This window comes from Dyella humicola (assembly GCF_026283945.1).
GTDB classification, from domain to species: domain Bacteria; phylum Pseudomonadota; class Gammaproteobacteria; order Xanthomonadales; family Rhodanobacteraceae; genus Dyella; species Dyella humicola.
Map to the genome: position 1 here is coordinate 2,085,050 of NZ_JAPDPC010000001.1, position 15,884 is coordinate 2,100,933.

General features: G+C 65.0%; 16 protein-coding genes. 8 read left to right on the forward strand and 8 right to left on the reverse strand.

Features of this window, described 5'->3' with window-relative positions:
- Positions 1 to 6: 6 nt before the first annotated feature.
- Together OUZ30_RS09315 and napE are read right to left on the reverse strand one after the other, a co-directional pair.
- Positions 7 to 288 (reverse strand): chaperone NapD, encoded by a 282-nt coding sequence (locus tag OUZ30_RS09315; RefSeq protein WP_266181953.1) that lies wholly within the window; start codon positions 286 to 288, stop codon positions 7 to 9.
- A 106-nt stretch (positions 289 to 394) separates the two neighbouring features.
- The gene (napE, locus tag OUZ30_RS09320) at positions 395 to 553 is read right to left on the reverse strand and encodes a periplasmic nitrate reductase, NapE protein (RefSeq protein WP_266181954.1); all 159 of its coding nucleotides are present in this window, start codon (positions 551 to 553) and stop codon (positions 395 to 397) included.
- A gap of 208 nt (positions 554 to 761) precedes the next feature.
- On the opposite strand from napE, the gene OUZ30_RS09325 reads away from it, so the two are divergent.
- A complete protein-coding gene (locus OUZ30_RS09325; RefSeq protein ID WP_266181955.1) occupies positions 762 to 1,301 on the forward strand; it encodes a molybdopterin-dependent oxidoreductase in 540 nt (179 codons plus the stop codon).
- Here OUZ30_RS09325 and OUZ30_RS09330 read toward each other — a convergent pair whose 3' ends face one another.
- The 6 genes from OUZ30_RS09330 to OUZ30_RS09355 are packed head-to-tail and all read right to left on the reverse strand — an operon-like array spanning position 1,302 to position 8,861.
- Complete coding sequence (locus OUZ30_RS09330; RefSeq protein WP_266181956.1) at positions 1,302 to 1,532, reverse strand: formate dehydrogenase subunit delta; 231 nt, start codon at positions 1,530 to 1,532, stop codon at positions 1,302 to 1,304.
- Positions 1,529 to 2,374, reverse strand: coding sequence for a formate dehydrogenase accessory sulfurtransferase FdhD (gene fdhD / locus OUZ30_RS09335; protein ID WP_266181957.1), 846 nt, complete (start codon positions 2,372 to 2,374; stop codon positions 1,529 to 1,531). The genes OUZ30_RS09330 and fdhD overlap by 4 nt, the downstream gene beginning before the upstream one ends.
- Entirely contained in the window at positions 2,374 to 5,256 is a 2,883-nt protein-coding gene (fdhF, locus tag OUZ30_RS09340) for a formate dehydrogenase subunit alpha (RefSeq protein ID WP_266181958.1), read from the reverse strand. The genes fdhD and fdhF overlap by 1 nt, the downstream gene beginning before the upstream one ends.
- A 14-nt stretch (positions 5,257 to 5,270) precedes the next feature.
- A complete protein-coding gene (locus OUZ30_RS09345; protein WP_266181959.1) occupies positions 5,271 to 6,830 on the reverse strand; it encodes a formate dehydrogenase beta subunit in 1,560 nt (519 codons plus the stop codon).
- Positions 6,827 to 7,327, reverse strand: a complete 501-nt coding sequence (locus tag OUZ30_RS09350; RefSeq protein WP_266181960.1) for a formate dehydrogenase subunit gamma — start codon at positions 7,325 to 7,327, stop codon at positions 6,827 to 6,829. The genes OUZ30_RS09345 and OUZ30_RS09350 overlap by 4 nt, the downstream gene beginning before the upstream one ends.
- A gap of 22 nt (positions 7,328 to 7,349) precedes the next feature.
- The gene (locus OUZ30_RS09355; RefSeq protein WP_266183150.1) at positions 7,350 to 8,861 is read right to left on the reverse strand and encodes an OFA family MFS transporter; all 1,512 of its coding nucleotides are present in this window, start codon (positions 8,859 to 8,861) and stop codon (positions 7,350 to 7,352) included.
- Between the two features lie 424 nt (positions 8,862 to 9,285).
- On the opposite strand from OUZ30_RS09355, the gene OUZ30_RS09360 reads away from it, so the two are divergent.
- The 7 genes from OUZ30_RS09360 to moaA all read left to right on the forward strand — a co-directional run bounded on the left by OUZ30_RS09360 (position 9,286) and on the right by moaA (position 15,880).
- Positions 9,286 to 10,563 carry a molybdopterin molybdotransferase MoeA gene (locus OUZ30_RS09360; RefSeq protein ID WP_266181961.1) on the forward strand — a complete coding sequence of 426 codons (1,278 nt, stop codon included), beginning with the start codon at positions 9,286 to 9,288 and terminating at the stop codon, positions 10,561 to 10,563.
- Complete coding sequence (locus OUZ30_RS09365) at positions 10,560 to 10,904, forward strand: hypothetical protein (RefSeq protein WP_266181962.1); 345 nt, start codon at positions 10,560 to 10,562, stop codon at positions 10,902 to 10,904. Before OUZ30_RS09360 ends, OUZ30_RS09365 begins: the two co-directional genes overlap by 4 nt.
- A 73-nt stretch (positions 10,905 to 10,977) precedes the next feature.
- Positions 10,978 to 11,754, forward strand: coding sequence for a molybdate ABC transporter substrate-binding protein (gene modA, locus OUZ30_RS09370; protein ID WP_266181963.1), 777 nt, complete (start codon positions 10,978 to 10,980; stop codon positions 11,752 to 11,754).
- A gap of 5 nt (positions 11,755 to 11,759) precedes the next feature.
- Positions 11,760 to 12,443, forward strand: coding sequence for a molybdate ABC transporter permease subunit (gene modB / locus OUZ30_RS09375; protein ID WP_266181964.1), 684 nt, complete (start codon positions 11,760 to 11,762; stop codon positions 12,441 to 12,443).
- Complete coding sequence (gene modC / locus OUZ30_RS09380) at positions 12,436 to 13,524, forward strand: molybdenum ABC transporter ATP-binding protein (RefSeq protein ID WP_266181965.1); 1,089 nt, start codon at positions 12,436 to 12,438, stop codon at positions 13,522 to 13,524. Before modB ends, modC begins: the two co-directional genes overlap by 8 nt.
- Before the next feature lie 102 nt (positions 13,525 to 13,626).
- Positions 13,627 to 14,829, forward strand: coding sequence for a molybdopterin molybdotransferase MoeA (locus OUZ30_RS09385; protein WP_266181966.1), 1,203 nt, complete (start codon positions 13,627 to 13,629; stop codon positions 14,827 to 14,829).
- Between the two features lies 1 nt (position 14,830).
- Positions 14,831 to 15,880: a GTP 3',8-cyclase MoaA gene (gene moaA / locus OUZ30_RS09390; protein ID WP_266181967.1), complete on the forward strand. Its 1,050-nt coding sequence runs from the start codon at positions 14,831 to 14,833 to the stop codon at positions 15,878 to 15,880.
- Positions 15,881 to 15,884: the final 4 nt, after the last annotated feature.

Consider the following 15,884-nt stretch of genomic DNA (forward strand, 5'->3'; position numbering starts at 1 on the left):
AACTCCTCAACTCGACAAGCCAGGCTCCATCGGCTGGTCAAGCTCGCTAAGCGATTCCACATGGTGATAGATCAGTGACACGTTCAGTACGCCGGGCAAGGCCTGCAGCGCGTCGATGCAGTCCATCAGCGAGCGTTGATCGCCGGTTTCGCAGAGCACGACGCAGCGGCAATCGCCATGCGCGGCAATTTCAAGCGCGGCATGGGCCTCCACCAGCGCCTTGATGGCCGGCATGGCTTCATGACGATGCATTAGCACGAGGCTGGAGATGTGCTGTTCGTCGTTCATGACGCGACACCTGCTTGGGCTCGGCAAGGCGTTGCGTTCGCACGCACTTTCGGTGCAACCAGTGTCGCGAGGAGGCGTGCGTGGGAAGAGGCGTCTGCGAACATGCTCAAGTCCCCGGCGGGCCGTTGAACATCTGCCAGATCCAGACCGCGAACCCATAGGAAACGACGATTGCCACCGCCAGGGCCGGAAACAAAGCCACGGTCAGGAAGAGGAAGACGGTCCGCTCCTGCTGTTTTGTAATCGTCTCGGGTGACGCTTCCATCTGGACCTCGGCGAGGCAGAGAAGACGCGACTGGAACCGTCTGGTGAGTCTACATCGCCGCCGCCCTGCTTTCGCGGACGTTTTGACGCATTCGATGGAAGCCACCGACCCGGGCGCCGCAGGTTCGATATAGAGTGCGGCGAACGCCTGCAGGGACCTCCCTCCTGCGTGTGAAGGTCAAGTGAACTCTTTCCTGCGAGGATGACTGATGGCGAGCAAGGCGGTGGCGTCGTTTCGAAGTGCGTGTCTGGCGATGGGTTGTTTGCTCGCGTTTGCTGTGGGTGCAGCGGAGCTATCCACACCGGCCGCGCGCGGGCAGGCGGTCAGCCTGTTGCTGCCGGGTAAAGCGGCGCTGACGCTCGATGCATCCGCGCTCGCCGCCATGCCGCATATCAGTATCCGGGCGGCGTCGCACGATGAGCCATCCAGCGATTGGCGCGGCGTGCCGCTGCGGGAGATCCTGCTGCGCGCAGGCGCGCCGCTCGACAAGCCCCTGCGGGGCAAGGCGCTGGCGCACTTCGTGCGGGTGACTGCGACCGATCATTATCAGGTCGTGTTTGGCATGGCCGACCTCGACCCGTCGCTGGGGAATACGCAAGTGATCCTCGCGGACCAGCGGGACGGCAAACCGCTGGCCGAAGACGGACCTTTTCGGCTGGTGGTTGGCGGCGATCAGCGACCCGCGCGCTGGGTTCGTAACGTGGCCGGCATCGAGATCGTCGACGGCTCGACGACGGACAAGCCCTGATCAGCCAGCGTCTGGCGGCGGCACGTCCAGGGCGGCCACGGCTTCCTTGGCGAGCGGCAGCAGGCCTTCACCGCCGTCGCCAAGGTGAGCTTTTAATTGCCGGCGCATGACCGGGTCCCAAAATCGCTTGAGGTGGTCGCGCACGCTGGTCACCGCCAGCTCGTGATCTGGCTCGACCTCGAAGAAGGTCGCGATGTCGTTGGCCATCGTGACGAGCCGTTCGATGTTCATGACAACTCCTGCCCGGCGACAGGGAGCAGCCGATCGGGATGGGCGTAGACGTTGTGGCTGCCGGGGCGCGTAAAGCCCACCAGGGTGATGCCGGCACTGCGCGCCAGCTCGATTGCCAGGGCGGTTGGCGCTGAAATGGCGGCCAGCACGGTGATGCCGGCGCTGGTCGCCTTGGTGACCATTTCGTAGCTGGCACGGCTGGTCACCAGCGCCAGGCCATTCTCCGGGTCGATGCCGGCGCGACGCATGGCGCCAATCAACTTGTCCAGCGCGTTGTGGCGCCCGACGTCCTCGCGTACGAGGGCGATCTCGCCGTCGCGCGTAGCCCAGGCAGCGGCATGCACCGCACCGGTGGCCTCGTTCATCGGTTGCCGTGCATGCAGTTCCCGTTGCGCGCGCTCCAGAGCGTCGCGTGTGAGCGTGCGGCCGGCGCCCACCGGCGGGTGTTGCCGGATCGCCTGTTCCAATTCACGCGTGCCGCAGATACCGCAGCCGCTACGCCCGGGCAGCAGGCGTTCGCGCTCGCGGCCGATGTGCGCGCCGGGAGCGTCCTCGGAAACCCGCATCGCCAGTTCGATCCCCTCGAGCAGCGCATGCTGGTCCAGTTGGAGCAGCTGCGACGGATCGTCGATCAGGCTCTCGCTGAGCGAGAAGCCCAGGGCGAAGTCGTCCAGGTCGTGCGGCGTGGCCATCATCACGGCGAAGGTGGCGCCGTTGTAGACCATGGCTACCGGCACTTCCTCGGCGATGCAGTCGTCCTCGCGGGTGACATGGCCATGCCGCCAGCGTTCGACGGGCCGGACCACAAACCCCTCGTGCGGTGTATCAGCTGCCGACGTCATCAGGCGGGCTTCGCCGACGGATCCAGCAACGCTTCCTGCGCCTCCGAGAAAGCGCGATGGCGTTTCTGCCAATCAGACGGTTGCGTGACCCGGGTCACTTGTACGGCGGTGACCTTGTACTCGGGACAATTGGTAGCCCAGTCGGAGTTCTCGGTGGTGATCACATTGGCGCCGGAACCGGGGAAGTGGAAGGTGGTGTAAACCACGCCCGGCTGCATGCGCTCGGAGATCATCGCGCGCAGCACGGTATCGCCGGAACGGCTCCGGATGCCCACCCAGTCGCCTTCGTTGATGCCGCGTTCCTCGGCATCGTGCGGGTGTATTTCCAGCCGATCCTCGTCGTGCCACATCACATTGGCGGTGCGCCGGGTCTGCGCACCCACGTTGTACTGGCTCAGGATGCGGCCGGTAGTGAGGATCAACGGATGCTCGGCGTTGACCTTTTCCGAGGTCGGCACGTACTCGGTAAGCATGAAGCGGCCCTTGCCGCGCACGAACTCGTCGACGTGCATCACCGGCGTGCCGAACGGATGCTCGTCATTGCACGGCCACTGGATCGACCCCAGTTGATCGATCTTGTCGAAGCTGACGCCATGGAAGGTGGGCGTGAGCCGCGCTATCTCATCCATGATCTCCGTTGCATGCTGGTAGTTCATCGGGTATCCCATCGCCTGCGCCAGCAACTGGGTAATTTCCCAGTCGGCGTAGCCGCCCTTGGGCTCCATCACCTTGCGCACGCGTGAAACGCGGCGCTCCGCATTGGTGAAGGTGCCGTCTTTCTCCAGGAACGAGCTGCCCGGGAGGAAGACGTGGGCGTAATTGGCGGTCTCGTTGAGAAACAGATCCTGCACCACGATGCATTCCATGGCGGTGAGGGCAGCGGTGACGTGCTGGGTATCGGGATCGGACTGGGCGATATCCTCGCCCTCGATGTAGAGCCCTTTGAAGCTGCCGTCGAGCGCCGCCTCGAACATGTTGGGAATGCGCAGGCCCGGTTCGCTGAGCAGTGGCACGCCCCATGCCTGCTCGAACGAATGACGTACGGCATCATCGCCGACGTGCCGATAACCGGGGAACTCATGCGGGAACGAACCCATGTCGCACGAGCCCTGCACGTTGTTCTGTCCGCGCAGCGGATTCACGCCGACGCCTTCGCGGCCGATATTCCCGGTGGCCATGGCGAGGTTGGCGATGGCCATCACCGCCGTGGAACCCTGCGCATGCTCGGTGACACCCAGGCCGTAGTAGATCGCACCATTGCCACCCGTGGCGTACAGCCGCGCCGCGCCGCGCACGATGGCCGCGGGCACGCCGGTCACCGATTCCATCGCTTCGGGGCTGTACTTTTCCTGCGCCACGAAGGCGCGCCACTTGGCAAACGCTACCGCTTCGCAGCGCTTGGCCACAAAGTCCTCGTCGACGAGGTTCTCGGTGACGATGACATGGGCCAGCGTGTTGAGCACCGCGACATTGGTGCCCGGGCGCAAGCGCAGGTGGTAGTCGGCCTTGATGTGCGGTGTGCGCACCAGGTCGATGCGGCGCGGGTCGACCACGACCAGCCTGGCGCCCGCGCGCAGGCGGCGTTTCATCTGCGAGCCGAACACGGGGTGGGCGTCGGTCGGATTCGCACCGATCACCAGCACGACGTCGGTCGACTCGATCGAGTCGAAATCCTGCGTGCCCGCCGATTCGCCCAGCGTAGCCTTGAGGCCGTAGCCGGTGGGCGAATGGCAGACGCGCGCACAGGTATCGACGTTGTTATTGCCGAAACCGGCACGCACCAGCTTCTGCACCAGGTAGGTCTCCTCGTTGGTGCAGCGCGAGGAGGTGATGCCGCCCACCGAGTGCTTGCCATAGTGAGCCTGCAGCCGCTTGAACTCGCTGGCGACGTGAGCAATGGCTTCATCCCAACTGACCACGCGCCAGGGATCGGAAATGCGGGCGCGAATCATCGGCGTGGTGATGCGATCGGGATGCGTGGCGTAGCCAATCGCGAAGCGTCCCTTGACGCAGGAGTGGCCGTGATTGGCGTGGCCATCCTTGTTCGGCACCATGCGCACGATTTCCTGGCCTTTCATCTCGGCACGGAAGCTGCACCCGACGCCGCAATAGGCGCAGGTGGTGACGACGCTGTGCTCCGCCTGGCCCATGTCGATCAGCGACTTCTCCGACAAGGTCGCGGTCGGGCAGGCCTGTACACAGGCGCCGCAGGAGACGCATTCGGAATCGAGGAAGCGGTTGTCCTGGCTCGCGGCGACCTTGGATTCGAAGCCCCGCCCCTGGATGGTCAGCGCGAAGGTGCCCTGCACCTCGTCGCAGGCGCGCACGCAGCGCGAGCAGGCGATGCATTTGGACGGGTCGAAGGTGAAGTAGGGGTTGGAGATGTCCTTGGCGACGAACAGCGGATTGGTACTGCCGTCCTTGTTTTCGGCATAGACATGGTTGGCGCCGTCGTAGCCGTAGCGCACCTCGCGCAGGCCAACCACGCCCGCCATGTCCTGCAATTCGCAGTGGCCGTTGGCGGGGCAGGTGAGGCAATCGAGTGGATGATCGGAGATGTACAGCTCCATCACCCCGCGCCGGATCTCGGCCAGCCTGGAGGTCTGCGTATGCACCTGCATGCCGGGACTGACCGGCGTGGTGCAGGAGGCTGGGTAGCCCTTGCGACCTTCGATTTCCACCAGGCAAAGCCGGCACGAGCCGAAGGCCTCGAGCATGTCGGTGGCGCAGAGCTTGGGGATGCCGATGCCCATCTGTGCCGCTGCGCGCAGCACCGAGGTACCCTCAGGCACCTGCACGCTGCGACCGTCGATGTGCAGCTCGACCATCGTGGTGGACGTGGCCTTCGGCGTGCCGTAGTCGATCTCGACGATGGACAACATGACCTTCTACCTCCTCAGTGCGCAGCTTGGTCGGCGGCGCCTGCGAAATCCTCGTGGAAATGGTCCAGCGCGCTGAGCACCGGGAAAGGCGCCATGCCGCCGAGCGCGCACAGGGAACCGTCGATCATGGTCTGGCAGAGATCGCGCAGCAGGACCTCGTTGCGTTCGCGCTCGTTGGCGCTGCCGGCAAGCATGCGATCGATCACTTCGACGCCGCGGGTCGAGCCGATGCGACATGGCGTGCACTTGCCGCACGATTCGATGGCACAGAATTCCATCGCGTAACGCGCCTGCGCCGCCATGTCGACGGTGTCGTCGAAGACCACCACGCCGCCGTGGCCCAGCATGCCGCCAATAGCGGCAAACGCTTCGTAGTCGATCGGCGTGTCCAGCCGCGATGGCGGGATATACGCGCCGAGCGGGCCGCCGACCTGCACCGCGCGCAGCGGGCGGCCACTGGCGGTGCCGCCGCCAAAATCGTCAATCAACTCGCGTAGCGTGGCGCCAAACGCCAGCTCCACCAGGCCCGTTCGCTTTAGGTTGCCGGCGAGCTGGATCGGCAAGGTGCCGCGCGACTTGCCGGTGCCGTAGTCGCGGTAATAGCCGGCTCCCTGATCCAGGATGATCGGCACCGAGGCGAGCGTCACGACGTTGTTGATCACCGTGGGTTTGCCGAACAGGCCTTCGATCGCCGGCAGCGGCGGCTTGAAGCGCACCTGGCCGCGCTTGCCTTCCAGCGATTCGAGCAGCGAGGTTTCCTCGCCACAGATATACGCGCCGCCGGCCATGCGGACTTCCAGATGGAACGCCTTGCCGCTGCCACAGACGCTGTCGCCGAGAAAGCCGGCCGCTTCGGCGGCGGCAATGGCCGCCAGCAGCGCCCGCTGTGCGTGCGGGTATTCCACGCGCAGATAGATGTAACCGCGGGTGGCTGCGACCGCGAGGCCTGCGATGGTCATGCCCTCGATCAGCACGAACGGATCGCCTTCCATGATCATGCGATCGGAGAAGGTGCCGGAGTCGCCTTCGTCCGCATTGCACACGATGTACTTCTGCTCGGCCGGCGCATCGAGGCAGGTCTTCCACTTGATCCCGGCGGGAAACGCCGCGCCGCCGCGACCGCGCAGCCCGGCATCGAGCACGGCCTGCACGATATCGATGCAGCCCATGCGCAGTGCTTTCGCGAGGCCGCGATAACCGCCGTGGGCACGGTAATCATCGAGGCTGCGTGGATCGACGATGCCGACACGGGCGAAGGTCAGGCGCTGCTGGCGCTTCAGATAGGGGATTGATTCGGTCGGCCCCAGGGCGAGCGCGTGCTGGCCTGCATGCAGGAAGTCCGCATCGAACAGGGAGGGAACATCGGCGGCCTGCACCGGGCCGTAGGCGACGCGGCCATCGGCCGTTTCAACTTCGACCAGCGGTTCCAGCCAGTACATGCCGCGTGAACCGTTGCGCACGATCCGTACGTCGCAGCCGCGGCGCGTGGCTTCCGTAGCGATCGCCTTGGCGACGGCCTCGGCGCCCAGCGAGAGCGCGCTGGCATCGATCGGCACGTAGACCGTGACGCTCATGTGGCCTCCGCATCGAGCCAGGCGTCGAACCGTTCGGGCGTCATGCGACCCTTCAGGTCACCATCGATCATCATTGCCGGCGAGCACGCACAGTTGCCGAGGCAATAGACCGGCTCCAGTGTGTAGGCGCCGTCGGCCGTGGTCTGGTGAAAGTCTATGGCCAGTCGCCCCCTGATGTGTTTCTCCAGCGTGACGGCACCCATCGCCTGGCAGGATTCGGCACGGCACAGGTAGATGAGATGCCGCCCGGCCGGCTGCTGGCGGAAGAAGTGGTAGAAGCTGACGACCCCGTGCACATCCGCGCGCGACAGGTTCAGCTCGCGGGCGATGAGCGGCACCGCGTCCGCCGGCACATAACCGAGCGCGCCCTGCACCCCGTGCAGCACGGGGAGCAGGGCGCCGGGCATAGCCTTCAGCCGGGTGGTGACTTCGAGTACGGCGGTGCGAATGTTTTCCGGGATCTCCGGCAATACGGTGATGTCTATCGCGCGCTTCATGTTTCCGCCGTCTAATCGCCGCTCAGAACAGCGCGGCCGCCTTGGTAAGAGCTATCCATACACCGATCAGGAAGGGAACGCCAACCAGGGCCCAGGCGATGACCCCGACCAGCCCGAAGCCACCGCGCGCCGCTTCCTGTGCATGTGCCGAGACGGTAGCGGCCTCATGTTGCAGGGATCGTTCATGCGCCAGTTCGGCATCGGTCATCAGGGCGTTTTCCTTGACCGGGCGGATCAGGAAGTTGCTGATCATGCCGATCAGCAACAGCGCAGCGAGGATGTAGAGCGTGCGGTCGTACACCAGGTTCTTGGCGATGCCAGCATCGAGCTGGGCCTGGCGCACGGCGGCAATCAGGAACGGACCGGCGATGCCCGCCACCGACCACGCCGTCAGCAGCCGTCCGTGGATCGCCCCGACCATCTGGGTGCCGAAGATGTCCGACAGGTACGCCGGCACCGTCGCGAAGCCGCCGCCATACATGGTGAGGATGATGCACGCCGCCGCCACGAACAGGCCGGCAAGACCCATGTGTCCCAAGGTGGGCAGACTGCAATACAGCAGGATGCCCAGCGCAAAGAAGATGAAATACGTGGTTTTGCGGCCGATGAAGTCGGACGTGGACGCCCAGAAGATGCGCCCCAGGCTGTTGAACAGGCTGATCAGGCCGACCAGGCCCGCGGCCGACGCCGCGATCGCGGCTTTCTGCGCGGTACTGAGCGTGGCCGAGGCATCCAGTCCCAGCAGACGCCCGCCGAACACATCCTGGAACATCGGGCTGGCCATCGAGATCACGCCGATACCGGCGGTGACGTTCATGCACAGCACGACCCAGATCATCCAGAACTGCGGTGTCTTCCAGGCAAGGCTCAGGTGCACATGGCGATGGGTGATCAGCTTGTTCGCTGATGCCGCCGGCGGGGTCCAGCCGAGTGGTCGCCAGCCGCTGGGCGGCACGCGAAAACCGAAGGCGCCGGCTGACATCGCAATGAAATAAATCACGCCCATGCACATCAGCGTGCTGGCCACGCCGGGCACGCCTCCCGCACTGAATTTCGCCATCAGCGCGACGGCAATCGGTGCACCGATCATCGCGCCGCCGCCATAGCCCATGATGGCGAAGCCGGTGGCCAGGCCGCGGCGGTCGGGGAACCATTTGATCAACGTGGAGACGGGCGAGATGTATCCCAGTCCCTGGCCGATGCCTCCCAGCACACCGGCGCCGAGATAGACCAGCCACAGTTGATGCATCGATACGCCGATGCCCCCCACCACCAGTCCACCGCCCCAGCACAGTGCGGCGATGAAGCCTGCCTTGCGGGGGCCGGCATGTTCCAGCCAGCCGCCCCAGATCGCGGCGGAAATGCCGAGCATGGCGATGAAGGTTTCGAAGATGTGGTTTACCGCGGGCACTGTCCAGTTACAGGCGGTACTGAACAGTTGGGCGAAGAAACCCAGGTTGGCGCACATGGCCGGATCGGCCTCGGTCACCAGTTTGCTCATCGGCAGCCAGAACACGGAGAAGCCGTAGGCCATGCCGATGCTGAGATGGATGGCCAAGGCCGCTGGCGGCACCAGCCAGCGATTGAAACGAGATCCCGCGATGGTGCGTTCCCTGGACAGTACTCCCGGCGCCCTTCCTGGCGCCGGATTCAGAACGTCTGCTGCAGGTACGCTGTTCACAAGCATCACCCCCCAGTGTGTAAGACGACCCTATAGCTTGGCGTGCGGCGCGATGGTCGAGCGGACTCGCCCAGTGCGCCACCCGACTTAAGTCGAACGCCTGGCTACTGCGTGTACTGACTTTCCCCGTCGCCGATCATCAGGCCTTTGCTGCCGGATTGGTTGCTGCACCGCAGCGCAAGGGGCGTAGAGCTTCCCTGCCTCTTGCATCGCCGGGCGCGCGCGTCGAGCATGCGGGTCTCTAGTCCCGGGTAAGCAGGATGCGCAGCCTCGCACCATGATCAGTTACGACCAGGCCCTGGAACGACTGCTTGCCCACACCCGTCGGCTACCGGGTGAGTCCCGTTCGCCAGTCGATTCGTTGGGCTGCGTGCTGGCTCGTGATGTCCGCAGTCCTATGGACCTGCCATCGTTCGATCATGCGGCGATGGACGGCTATGCGTTGAGTGCACGCCAACCGCTCGCCGCCGGTTCGGAGCACCTTGTGGTGGGTTCCCAGGCTGCTGGCGATGCGGCGCGCGCGTCGCAGGGCATCGCCTGCGAGATCATGACCGGCGCACGCTTGCCCGATGGCCTGGATGCGGTCGTTGCGGTGGAGCGTACCCAATGGCTGGCTCGCGGCGACGACGGCACCCCCGCGCGCATTCGACTGCTCGATACGCTCGCCGCTGGCTATAACGTGCGCTATGCCGGCAGCGATGTCGCCAAGGGAGCGCTGGTTGTGGCCGCCGGTACGCGTATCGAGCCCGCCCATGTCATGTTGCTGGCAGCGCTTGGCGTGACTTCGGTCGAGGTAGTGCGTCAGCCGCGTGTGGCGATTATCGGCACCGGCAAGGAGTTGTTGGCGGACCCGACCCAGCCACTCGCGGACGAGCAGATCCACCATTCCAACGGTCCTTATCTGAGGGCAGCGTTTGCGGCGGCCGGCGTGCAGGTGCTGTCCTGTGAGACGCTGGACGACACCGCCAGCCACTACCGCGAAGCCGTAGTGCGCGCACGCGAAGCCGGCGCCGACCTGATCGTCAGTACCGGCGCGGTTTCGATGGGTCGCTATGACTTCGTCCCCGACACGCTGCAAACGCTTGGCGCCGAGCTTCTGTTCCACAAGGTGGCGATCCGTCCGGGCAAGCCGATGCTCGCGGCGATGCTGGGTGATGCCACCCTGGTGCTTGCGCTTCCCGGCACGCCGATGGCGGTTGCTGTCGGCTTCCGATTCTTCGCCGCGCCCGTGCTGCGGGCTTGGGCGGGGCAGGGCAGCGAAGCGGTGCTGCATGCCGTGCTTGATACGCCGCAGCAAGCGAAGCCGGGTCTGCGTCACTTCCTGCGGGCGAGGCTCGGCCAAGGTAGTGATGGGCGTCTTCACGCGAGTTTGCTCAAACTGCAGCAACCTTTTCGCATTCAGCCGTTCGCTGAAGCGGGCGCCTGGGTGCTGCTGGGCGAGGACGCTGGCGACTGCCTTCCCGGCATGCTGGTCGAGATCGCCAGCCTTCATCCAGGGGGACCGTTGAGCGTCAGCACCATCCGTGACATGAACTGCCAGGGAACGCCAATATGAAACTGCAGATCGAAGGTCAGAGCCTGCGCGTGCGCATAGGTGAGGTCGAACTGGGCACGCTGATGGCGGGCGACGCTCTGGTGTCGCGCACTGGCTTTGCGCAGGCCTTCGTCATGACCTGCACGGTGCGGCTTGGCGCAGGCGATGCCGCACTTTTCTCGGGTCGTCCCGATGCATGGCTGATCGAGATTCCCGAGGCTGCGGTGCGGGACCATGCGCGGCGGCTGCCTACCCGGGAGGGTTTGAAGTTCATCCTGGCCGGTAAAGAGGAAGGTGATGCGCTGGAACTACGCTTTGATGTCGACGTTCGCGACAGCGTGCGCCGGCGCCGCTCGTCGTAGGGAGTCTGCATACGCTTCTGTTGGGCTACTCTCAACGCGCCGACACGATAGACGCAAACGGAGATGGGATCGTATGACTCGCCTTTTCTTGCTTCGACTGCTGGCCTTGGGCATGACGCTGTTGCCGTGGACACCCGCAGCGGCGGACGATGATCACATCACGATAGCGGCGGCGGCCGATTTGAATGGGGTGATGAACACGCTGGTGGATGCCTACAAACAAGACCACCCCGATAGCAGGATCGACGTAGCGTACGGCTCGTCCGGCAACCTGCTGACGCTTATCGAAGAGGGTGGGCCGTTCGATCTGTTTTTTTCGGCCGACAGCAGTTACCCGAAGAAACTGGTGGCTGAAGGCAAGGCCAGCGGCCAGCCAGTTCCTTATGCCTACGGGCATATCGTGCTGTGGAGCGGGAGTTTCGATATGTCCGAGGTGCGGGTGGCGGACCTGCTGCAGCCCTCCTTTGGGCGTATCGCCATCGCCAACCCACAACACGCACCCTACGGCAAGCGAGCCGAACAGGCCTTGCGCGCGGCAGGTGTCTGGGACGCGCTGCAGCCGCGCCTGGTGTTCGGCAATGACATCGCGCAGACCGCGGAGTTCGCGCAGAGCGGCAATGCCCAGGTCGGCATCATCGCAGAGTCGCTCGCGCGGGCGTGGACCGGCAAGGGCAGCTATATCCTGGTGCCGCCCTCGTTGTACGAACCCCTGCAGCAGAGCTTTGTGCTAACCCAGCGTGGCGCCGACAACGCGCTTGCACAGGATTTCGCGACGTACGTGCAGAGTCCGGAGGCGCGGGCCATCTTTGCGAAGTACGGCTTTAACTTGCCGGAGACAGAGGAGCATTGAGCGCCGTGTCCCTACTGTCCGGCGAGGACCTGCAGGCGCTTTGGCTTACCTTGCGGCTGGCCACGACGGTGACCGTGCTGCTGTTGCTGCTGGGCGCGCCGTTGGCGTGGTGGCTGTCACAAACGCGTTCGCGCTGGCGGCGACCGATCGCCGCCGTCGTGGCGCTGCCGTTGGTGTTGCCGCCGACGGTGCTTGGTTTCTACCTATTGATGTTGCTCGGTCCCCACGGCGCCGTGGGCCGGCTGATGGCGGCGATCGGTCTCACGGCCCTGCCATTTACGTTCCAGGGCCTGGTGGTGGCCTCGATGCTGTCCTCGTTGCCCTTCGTGGTGCAGCCGCTTCATAACGCCTTCGACACCATTGGCCGCCAGCCACTGGAAGTGGCCGCATGCCTGGGTGCGGGGCCGCTGGATCGCTTCCTGTCGGTGGCGCTGCCGTTGGCCGTGCCGGGTGTGGTCACTGCGGCCGTCTTGGGTTTCGCGCACACCGTGGGCGAGTTCGGCGTAGTGCTGATGATCGGCGGCAATATTCCGGGCCAGACCCGGGTGGTCTCGATGCGGATCTACGATCACGTCCAGGCCGGCGAGTATCACCAGGCTCATGTGTTGTCGCTTTGCCTGTTGCTGGTGTCATTTGTGGCCCTGCTCGCCACGTCGTTGTTGCGCTCGCGCAGGTACGCGCGTGTCTGAAGCCCAGCATGGCTTGTACGCCAAGCTGGCGTGGCGCCAAGGCGCACTCGCCCTTGATGTCGACTTTGACCTGCCGCCGCGCGGTATCACTGCGCTGTTTGGTCCATCCGGCGCTGGCAAGACGAGTTGCCTGCGTGCAATAGCCGGGCTCGAGCGTGGCGGCCGCGGCCGGGTGACCTTCGGTAACAAGGTCTGGCAGGACGATGCACATGGTGTTTTCGTGCCACCGCACCGGCGGCGCTTGGGTTATGTATTCCAGGAACCGAGCCTGTTCGTTCACCGATCCATCTCCGGCAATCTCGATTTCGGTTTTCGACGTGCCGGACGGCCTGCGCATGTCGATCGCGAAGGGCTGATCGACCGCTTCGGTCTGCGTACCTTGCTCGACCGGCGCGTCGATACGCTCTCCGGTGGTGAGCGCCAGCGAGTGGCGATGGTGCGCGCCTTGATGTCCGATCCGACCTTGCTGTTGTTTGATGAGCCCTTGTCGGCACTCGACGTCGCCGCCCGATCCGAACTGCTCGGTTGCCTGGAAAGCCTGCACTCCTCGCTCGCGGTCCCGATGATCTACGTCAGCCACAACATCGACGAAGTGGCCCGCCTGGCCGATCACCTCGTGCTGCTGGATGCCGGGCATGTGGTGGCCCAAGGGCCACTGCAGGCGACGCTGACCCGGTTGGATCTGCCGCCAGCGCTGGGCGAGGCGGTCGGCGCCGTGATCGAGGGCAGGGTGACCGGCTACGACGCACACGACCAGCTCATCGAGCTCGAATTTTCAGGCGGCAAGCTGTGGCTGCCTTATCGTCGCGAAGTGGTAGGGCAGGCCTTGCGCTGCCGCATCGGTGCACGCGACATCGTGCTGGCCCGCAGGTCCATGGTGGGGAGCAGTGCCCTGAACCAGATTCATTGCCGCATCCTGGCCATGGCCGACGCGGACCATCCCTCGCAATGCCTGGTACAGCTGGATGCGGGGGGCAGCATCCTGCTCGCGCGGATTACCCGGCGGTCCTGGCACGCGCTCGGGCTGGCGCCCGGAAGCGAGGTCTGGGCACAGGTCAAGGCCGTGGCCCTGGGCGCGTGACCTGGTTGGCCACGCGGTTGTGATCCCACCGGGCGCTCACCATAATCCTGGGCAGCGCTGCCCCCTGGGTGCCACCGGCCACAACCGCGCATTGTCATGTCCATGACCGAGTTGATCAGCATCGCCGAGGCCGAATCCCTGATTGCGGAGCACATGCCGTCGTTCGGCTGTGAACGGATCACGCTGGAACGGGCGGCTGGCCGCATCCTGCGCCAGGCGGTACATGCCGAGCACGATCACCCGCCGTTCGATCGCGTGATGATGGATGGCATAGCGGTGAGCTGGAGCGCCTCGCTGCCGCGCGAATTCACGATTGCCGGCGCCCAGATGGCCGGCATGTCGATGCGCACGCTCGCTGACGCGACGGGCTGCATCGAAGTCACTACCGGCGCCGTGCTGCCGGCAGGTTGCGATTGCGTGATTCCGGTGGAGCAGCTTCGCCGCGAGGCTGCGCATTACCAGCTCATCGATGGTTACCAGCCCAGCCGCGGACAATTCATCCATACGCGCGGTTCGGACTGCGTGGCTGGAACGTTGCTACTTGAGGCCGGCATGCGCATCGGCGCGCCGGAAGCGGCGCTGCTGGCTGCGAACGGCCTGGCCACGGTCGACGTTGGCAAGACGCCTTCCATCGTCATCGTTTCGACGGGCGATGAGCTGGTCGACGTGGGCTCGTCACTGGGCGAAGGGCAGATTCGCCGTTCCAACGATATGGCCATCGCCACCGCCTTGCGCCTGCATGGCTTCGATCGCGTCGCGCTGGAGCACATCGCCGACGATGTCGCCGCCACGCAGGACCGGCTAGGTCGTCTGCTGGGCGAACACGATGTACTCATCCTGTCAGGTGGCGTGTCGATGGGGCAGCGCGACTACGTGCCGGCGGCACTGGATGCGCTCGGCGTGCGGTGCGTGTTTCATCGGATCGCCCAGCGACCCGGCAAGCCGATGTGGTTCGGCATCGGTCCGAGGCAGCAGGCTGTCTTTGCGCTGCCGGGTAATCCGATGTCTGCGCTGGTCTGCGCCATCCGTTATGTCAGATCGGCCCTGCTGGTTTCGCTCGGTATGACGCCGGCACCGACGGAAGTGGTCCGTCTTGAGGCTGACGTGGATACCAACCCGATGCTGACCTGTTTCGTGCCCGCCCACGTGCAAACCGACGCGCATGGGCGGAGCATGGCCAAGCCGGTGCCGGCGCGCACGTCAGGCGACTTCTCCGCGCTGCCACATACGCACGGTGTCGTGCAGTTGCCCCCCGGCAACGATCGTGTACCGGCAGGCACGGTAGTCGAGTTCTATCGGTGGTGACATGAACCTGTTCCAGGCCAGTGACGAAGCTGCGACGGCGTTGCCACGGGATCAGCGCGGCCGGCCCCTGCACGACCTGCGCATTTCGGTCATGGACCGCTGCAACTTCCGCTGTCCGTATTGCATGCCCGAAGCCACCTACGGTGAGCACTTCAGCTTCCTGCGCAACGACGAGCGGCTGAGCTTCGACGAGATCGAGCGGCTGTGCCGGCTGGCCGCCGCGCTGGGCGTGAGCAAACTACGCCTTACCGGTGGCGAGCCGCTGCTGCGGCCGCATCTGGCCGAGCTGGTCCGGCGCTTGCGTAGCATTCCCGGCATCACCGATCTGGCCTTGACGACGAATGGCATGCTGCTGGCCCGGCACGTTAAGGAGCTGCGCGAGGCCGGACTCGATCGCGTCACCGTCAGCCTGGATACGCTCGATCCCGCCCTGTTCCATCGCATGAGCGGTGGGCGTGGCGCCCTGGACGAGGTGATGGCCGGTATCGAGGCGGCGCGGGCGGCGGATTTTCCGCATGGGGTCAAGCTCAATACCGTCGTGCAGCGTGGCGTCAACGAACATACCGTGCCCGACCTGGTCGAACGCTTTCGTGGCAGCGGCATCATCGTGCGTTTCATCGAATACATGGATGTAGGCAACCGGAACGACTGGAGCATCGACGACGTGGTGCCGTCGCAGGAGCTGATCGCGCTCATCGACGCGCGTTGGCCGCTGCGGGCCGTGCCGCCGACCTACCCGGGCGAGGTGGCTACGCGTTACCGCTTCCTCGATGGTGCCGGCGAGATCGGCATGATTTCCTCGATCAGCCAGCCCTTCTGTGGCGCTTGCACCCGCGCCCGGCTGTCGTCGGAAGGCATGCTGTATACCTGCCTGTTCGCCACTGAGGGCGCGGATTTCCGCACTGCCCTGCGCGGTGGCGCCAGCGACGAGGCGTTGACACAACGCCTGCGCGAGGTCTGGCTGAACCGCAACGACCGCTATAGCGAGGAGCGCGCCGAACGCCATGGCAAGACGCAGCACAAGATCGAAATGCACTACATCGGCGGCTAGACGG

Bases quoted from the DNA above. Each gene is read 5' to 3' on its own strand.
- OUZ30_RS09345 (WP_266181959.1), bottom strand. From the start codon at position 6,830: ATGAGCGTCACGGTCTACGTGCCGATCGATGCCAGCGCGCTCTCGCTG.
- OUZ30_RS09355 (WP_266183150.1), bottom strand. From the start codon at position 8,861: ATGGCCTACGGCTTCTCCGTGTTCTGGCTGCCGATGAGCAAACTGGTG.
- OUZ30_RS09360 (WP_266181961.1), top strand. From the start codon at position 9,286: ATGATCAGTTACGACCAGGCCCTGGAACGACTGCTTGCCCACACCCGT.
- OUZ30_RS09315 (WP_266181953.1), bottom strand. From the start codon at position 288: ATGAACGACGAACAGCACATCTCCAGCCTCGTGCTAATGCATCGTCAT.
- moaA (WP_266181967.1), top strand. From the start codon at position 14,831: ATGAACCTGTTCCAGGCCAGTGACGAAGCTGCGACGGCGTTGCCACGG.
- OUZ30_RS09350 (WP_266181960.1), bottom strand. From the start codon at position 7,327: ATGAAGCGCGCGATAGACATCACCGTATTGCCGGAGATCCCGGAAAAC.
- OUZ30_RS09325 (WP_266181955.1), top strand. From the start codon at position 762: ATGGCGAGCAAGGCGGTGGCGTCGTTTCGAAGTGCGTGTCTGGCGATG.
- fdhF (WP_266181958.1), bottom strand. From the start codon at position 5,256: ATGTTGTCCATCGTCGAGATCGACTACGGCACGCCGAAGGCCACGTCC.
- OUZ30_RS09330 (WP_266181956.1), bottom strand. From the start codon at position 1,532: ATGAACATCGAACGGCTCGTCACGATGGCCAACGACATCGCGACCTTC.
- OUZ30_RS09365 (WP_266181962.1), top strand. From the start codon at position 10,560: ATGAAACTGCAGATCGAAGGTCAGAGCCTGCGCGTGCGCATAGGTGAG.
- fdhD (WP_266181957.1), bottom strand. From the start codon at position 2,374: ATGACGTCGGCAGCTGATACACCGCACGAGGGGTTTGTGGTCCGGCCC.
- OUZ30_RS09385 (WP_266181966.1), top strand. From the start codon at position 13,627: ATGACCGAGTTGATCAGCATCGCCGAGGCCGAATCCCTGATTGCGGAG.
- napE (WP_266181954.1), bottom strand. From the start codon at position 553: ATGGAAGCGTCACCCGAGACGATTACAAAACAGCAGGAGCGGACCGTC.
- modA (WP_266181963.1), top strand. From the start codon at position 10,978: ATGACTCGCCTTTTCTTGCTTCGACTGCTGGCCTTGGGCATGACGCTG.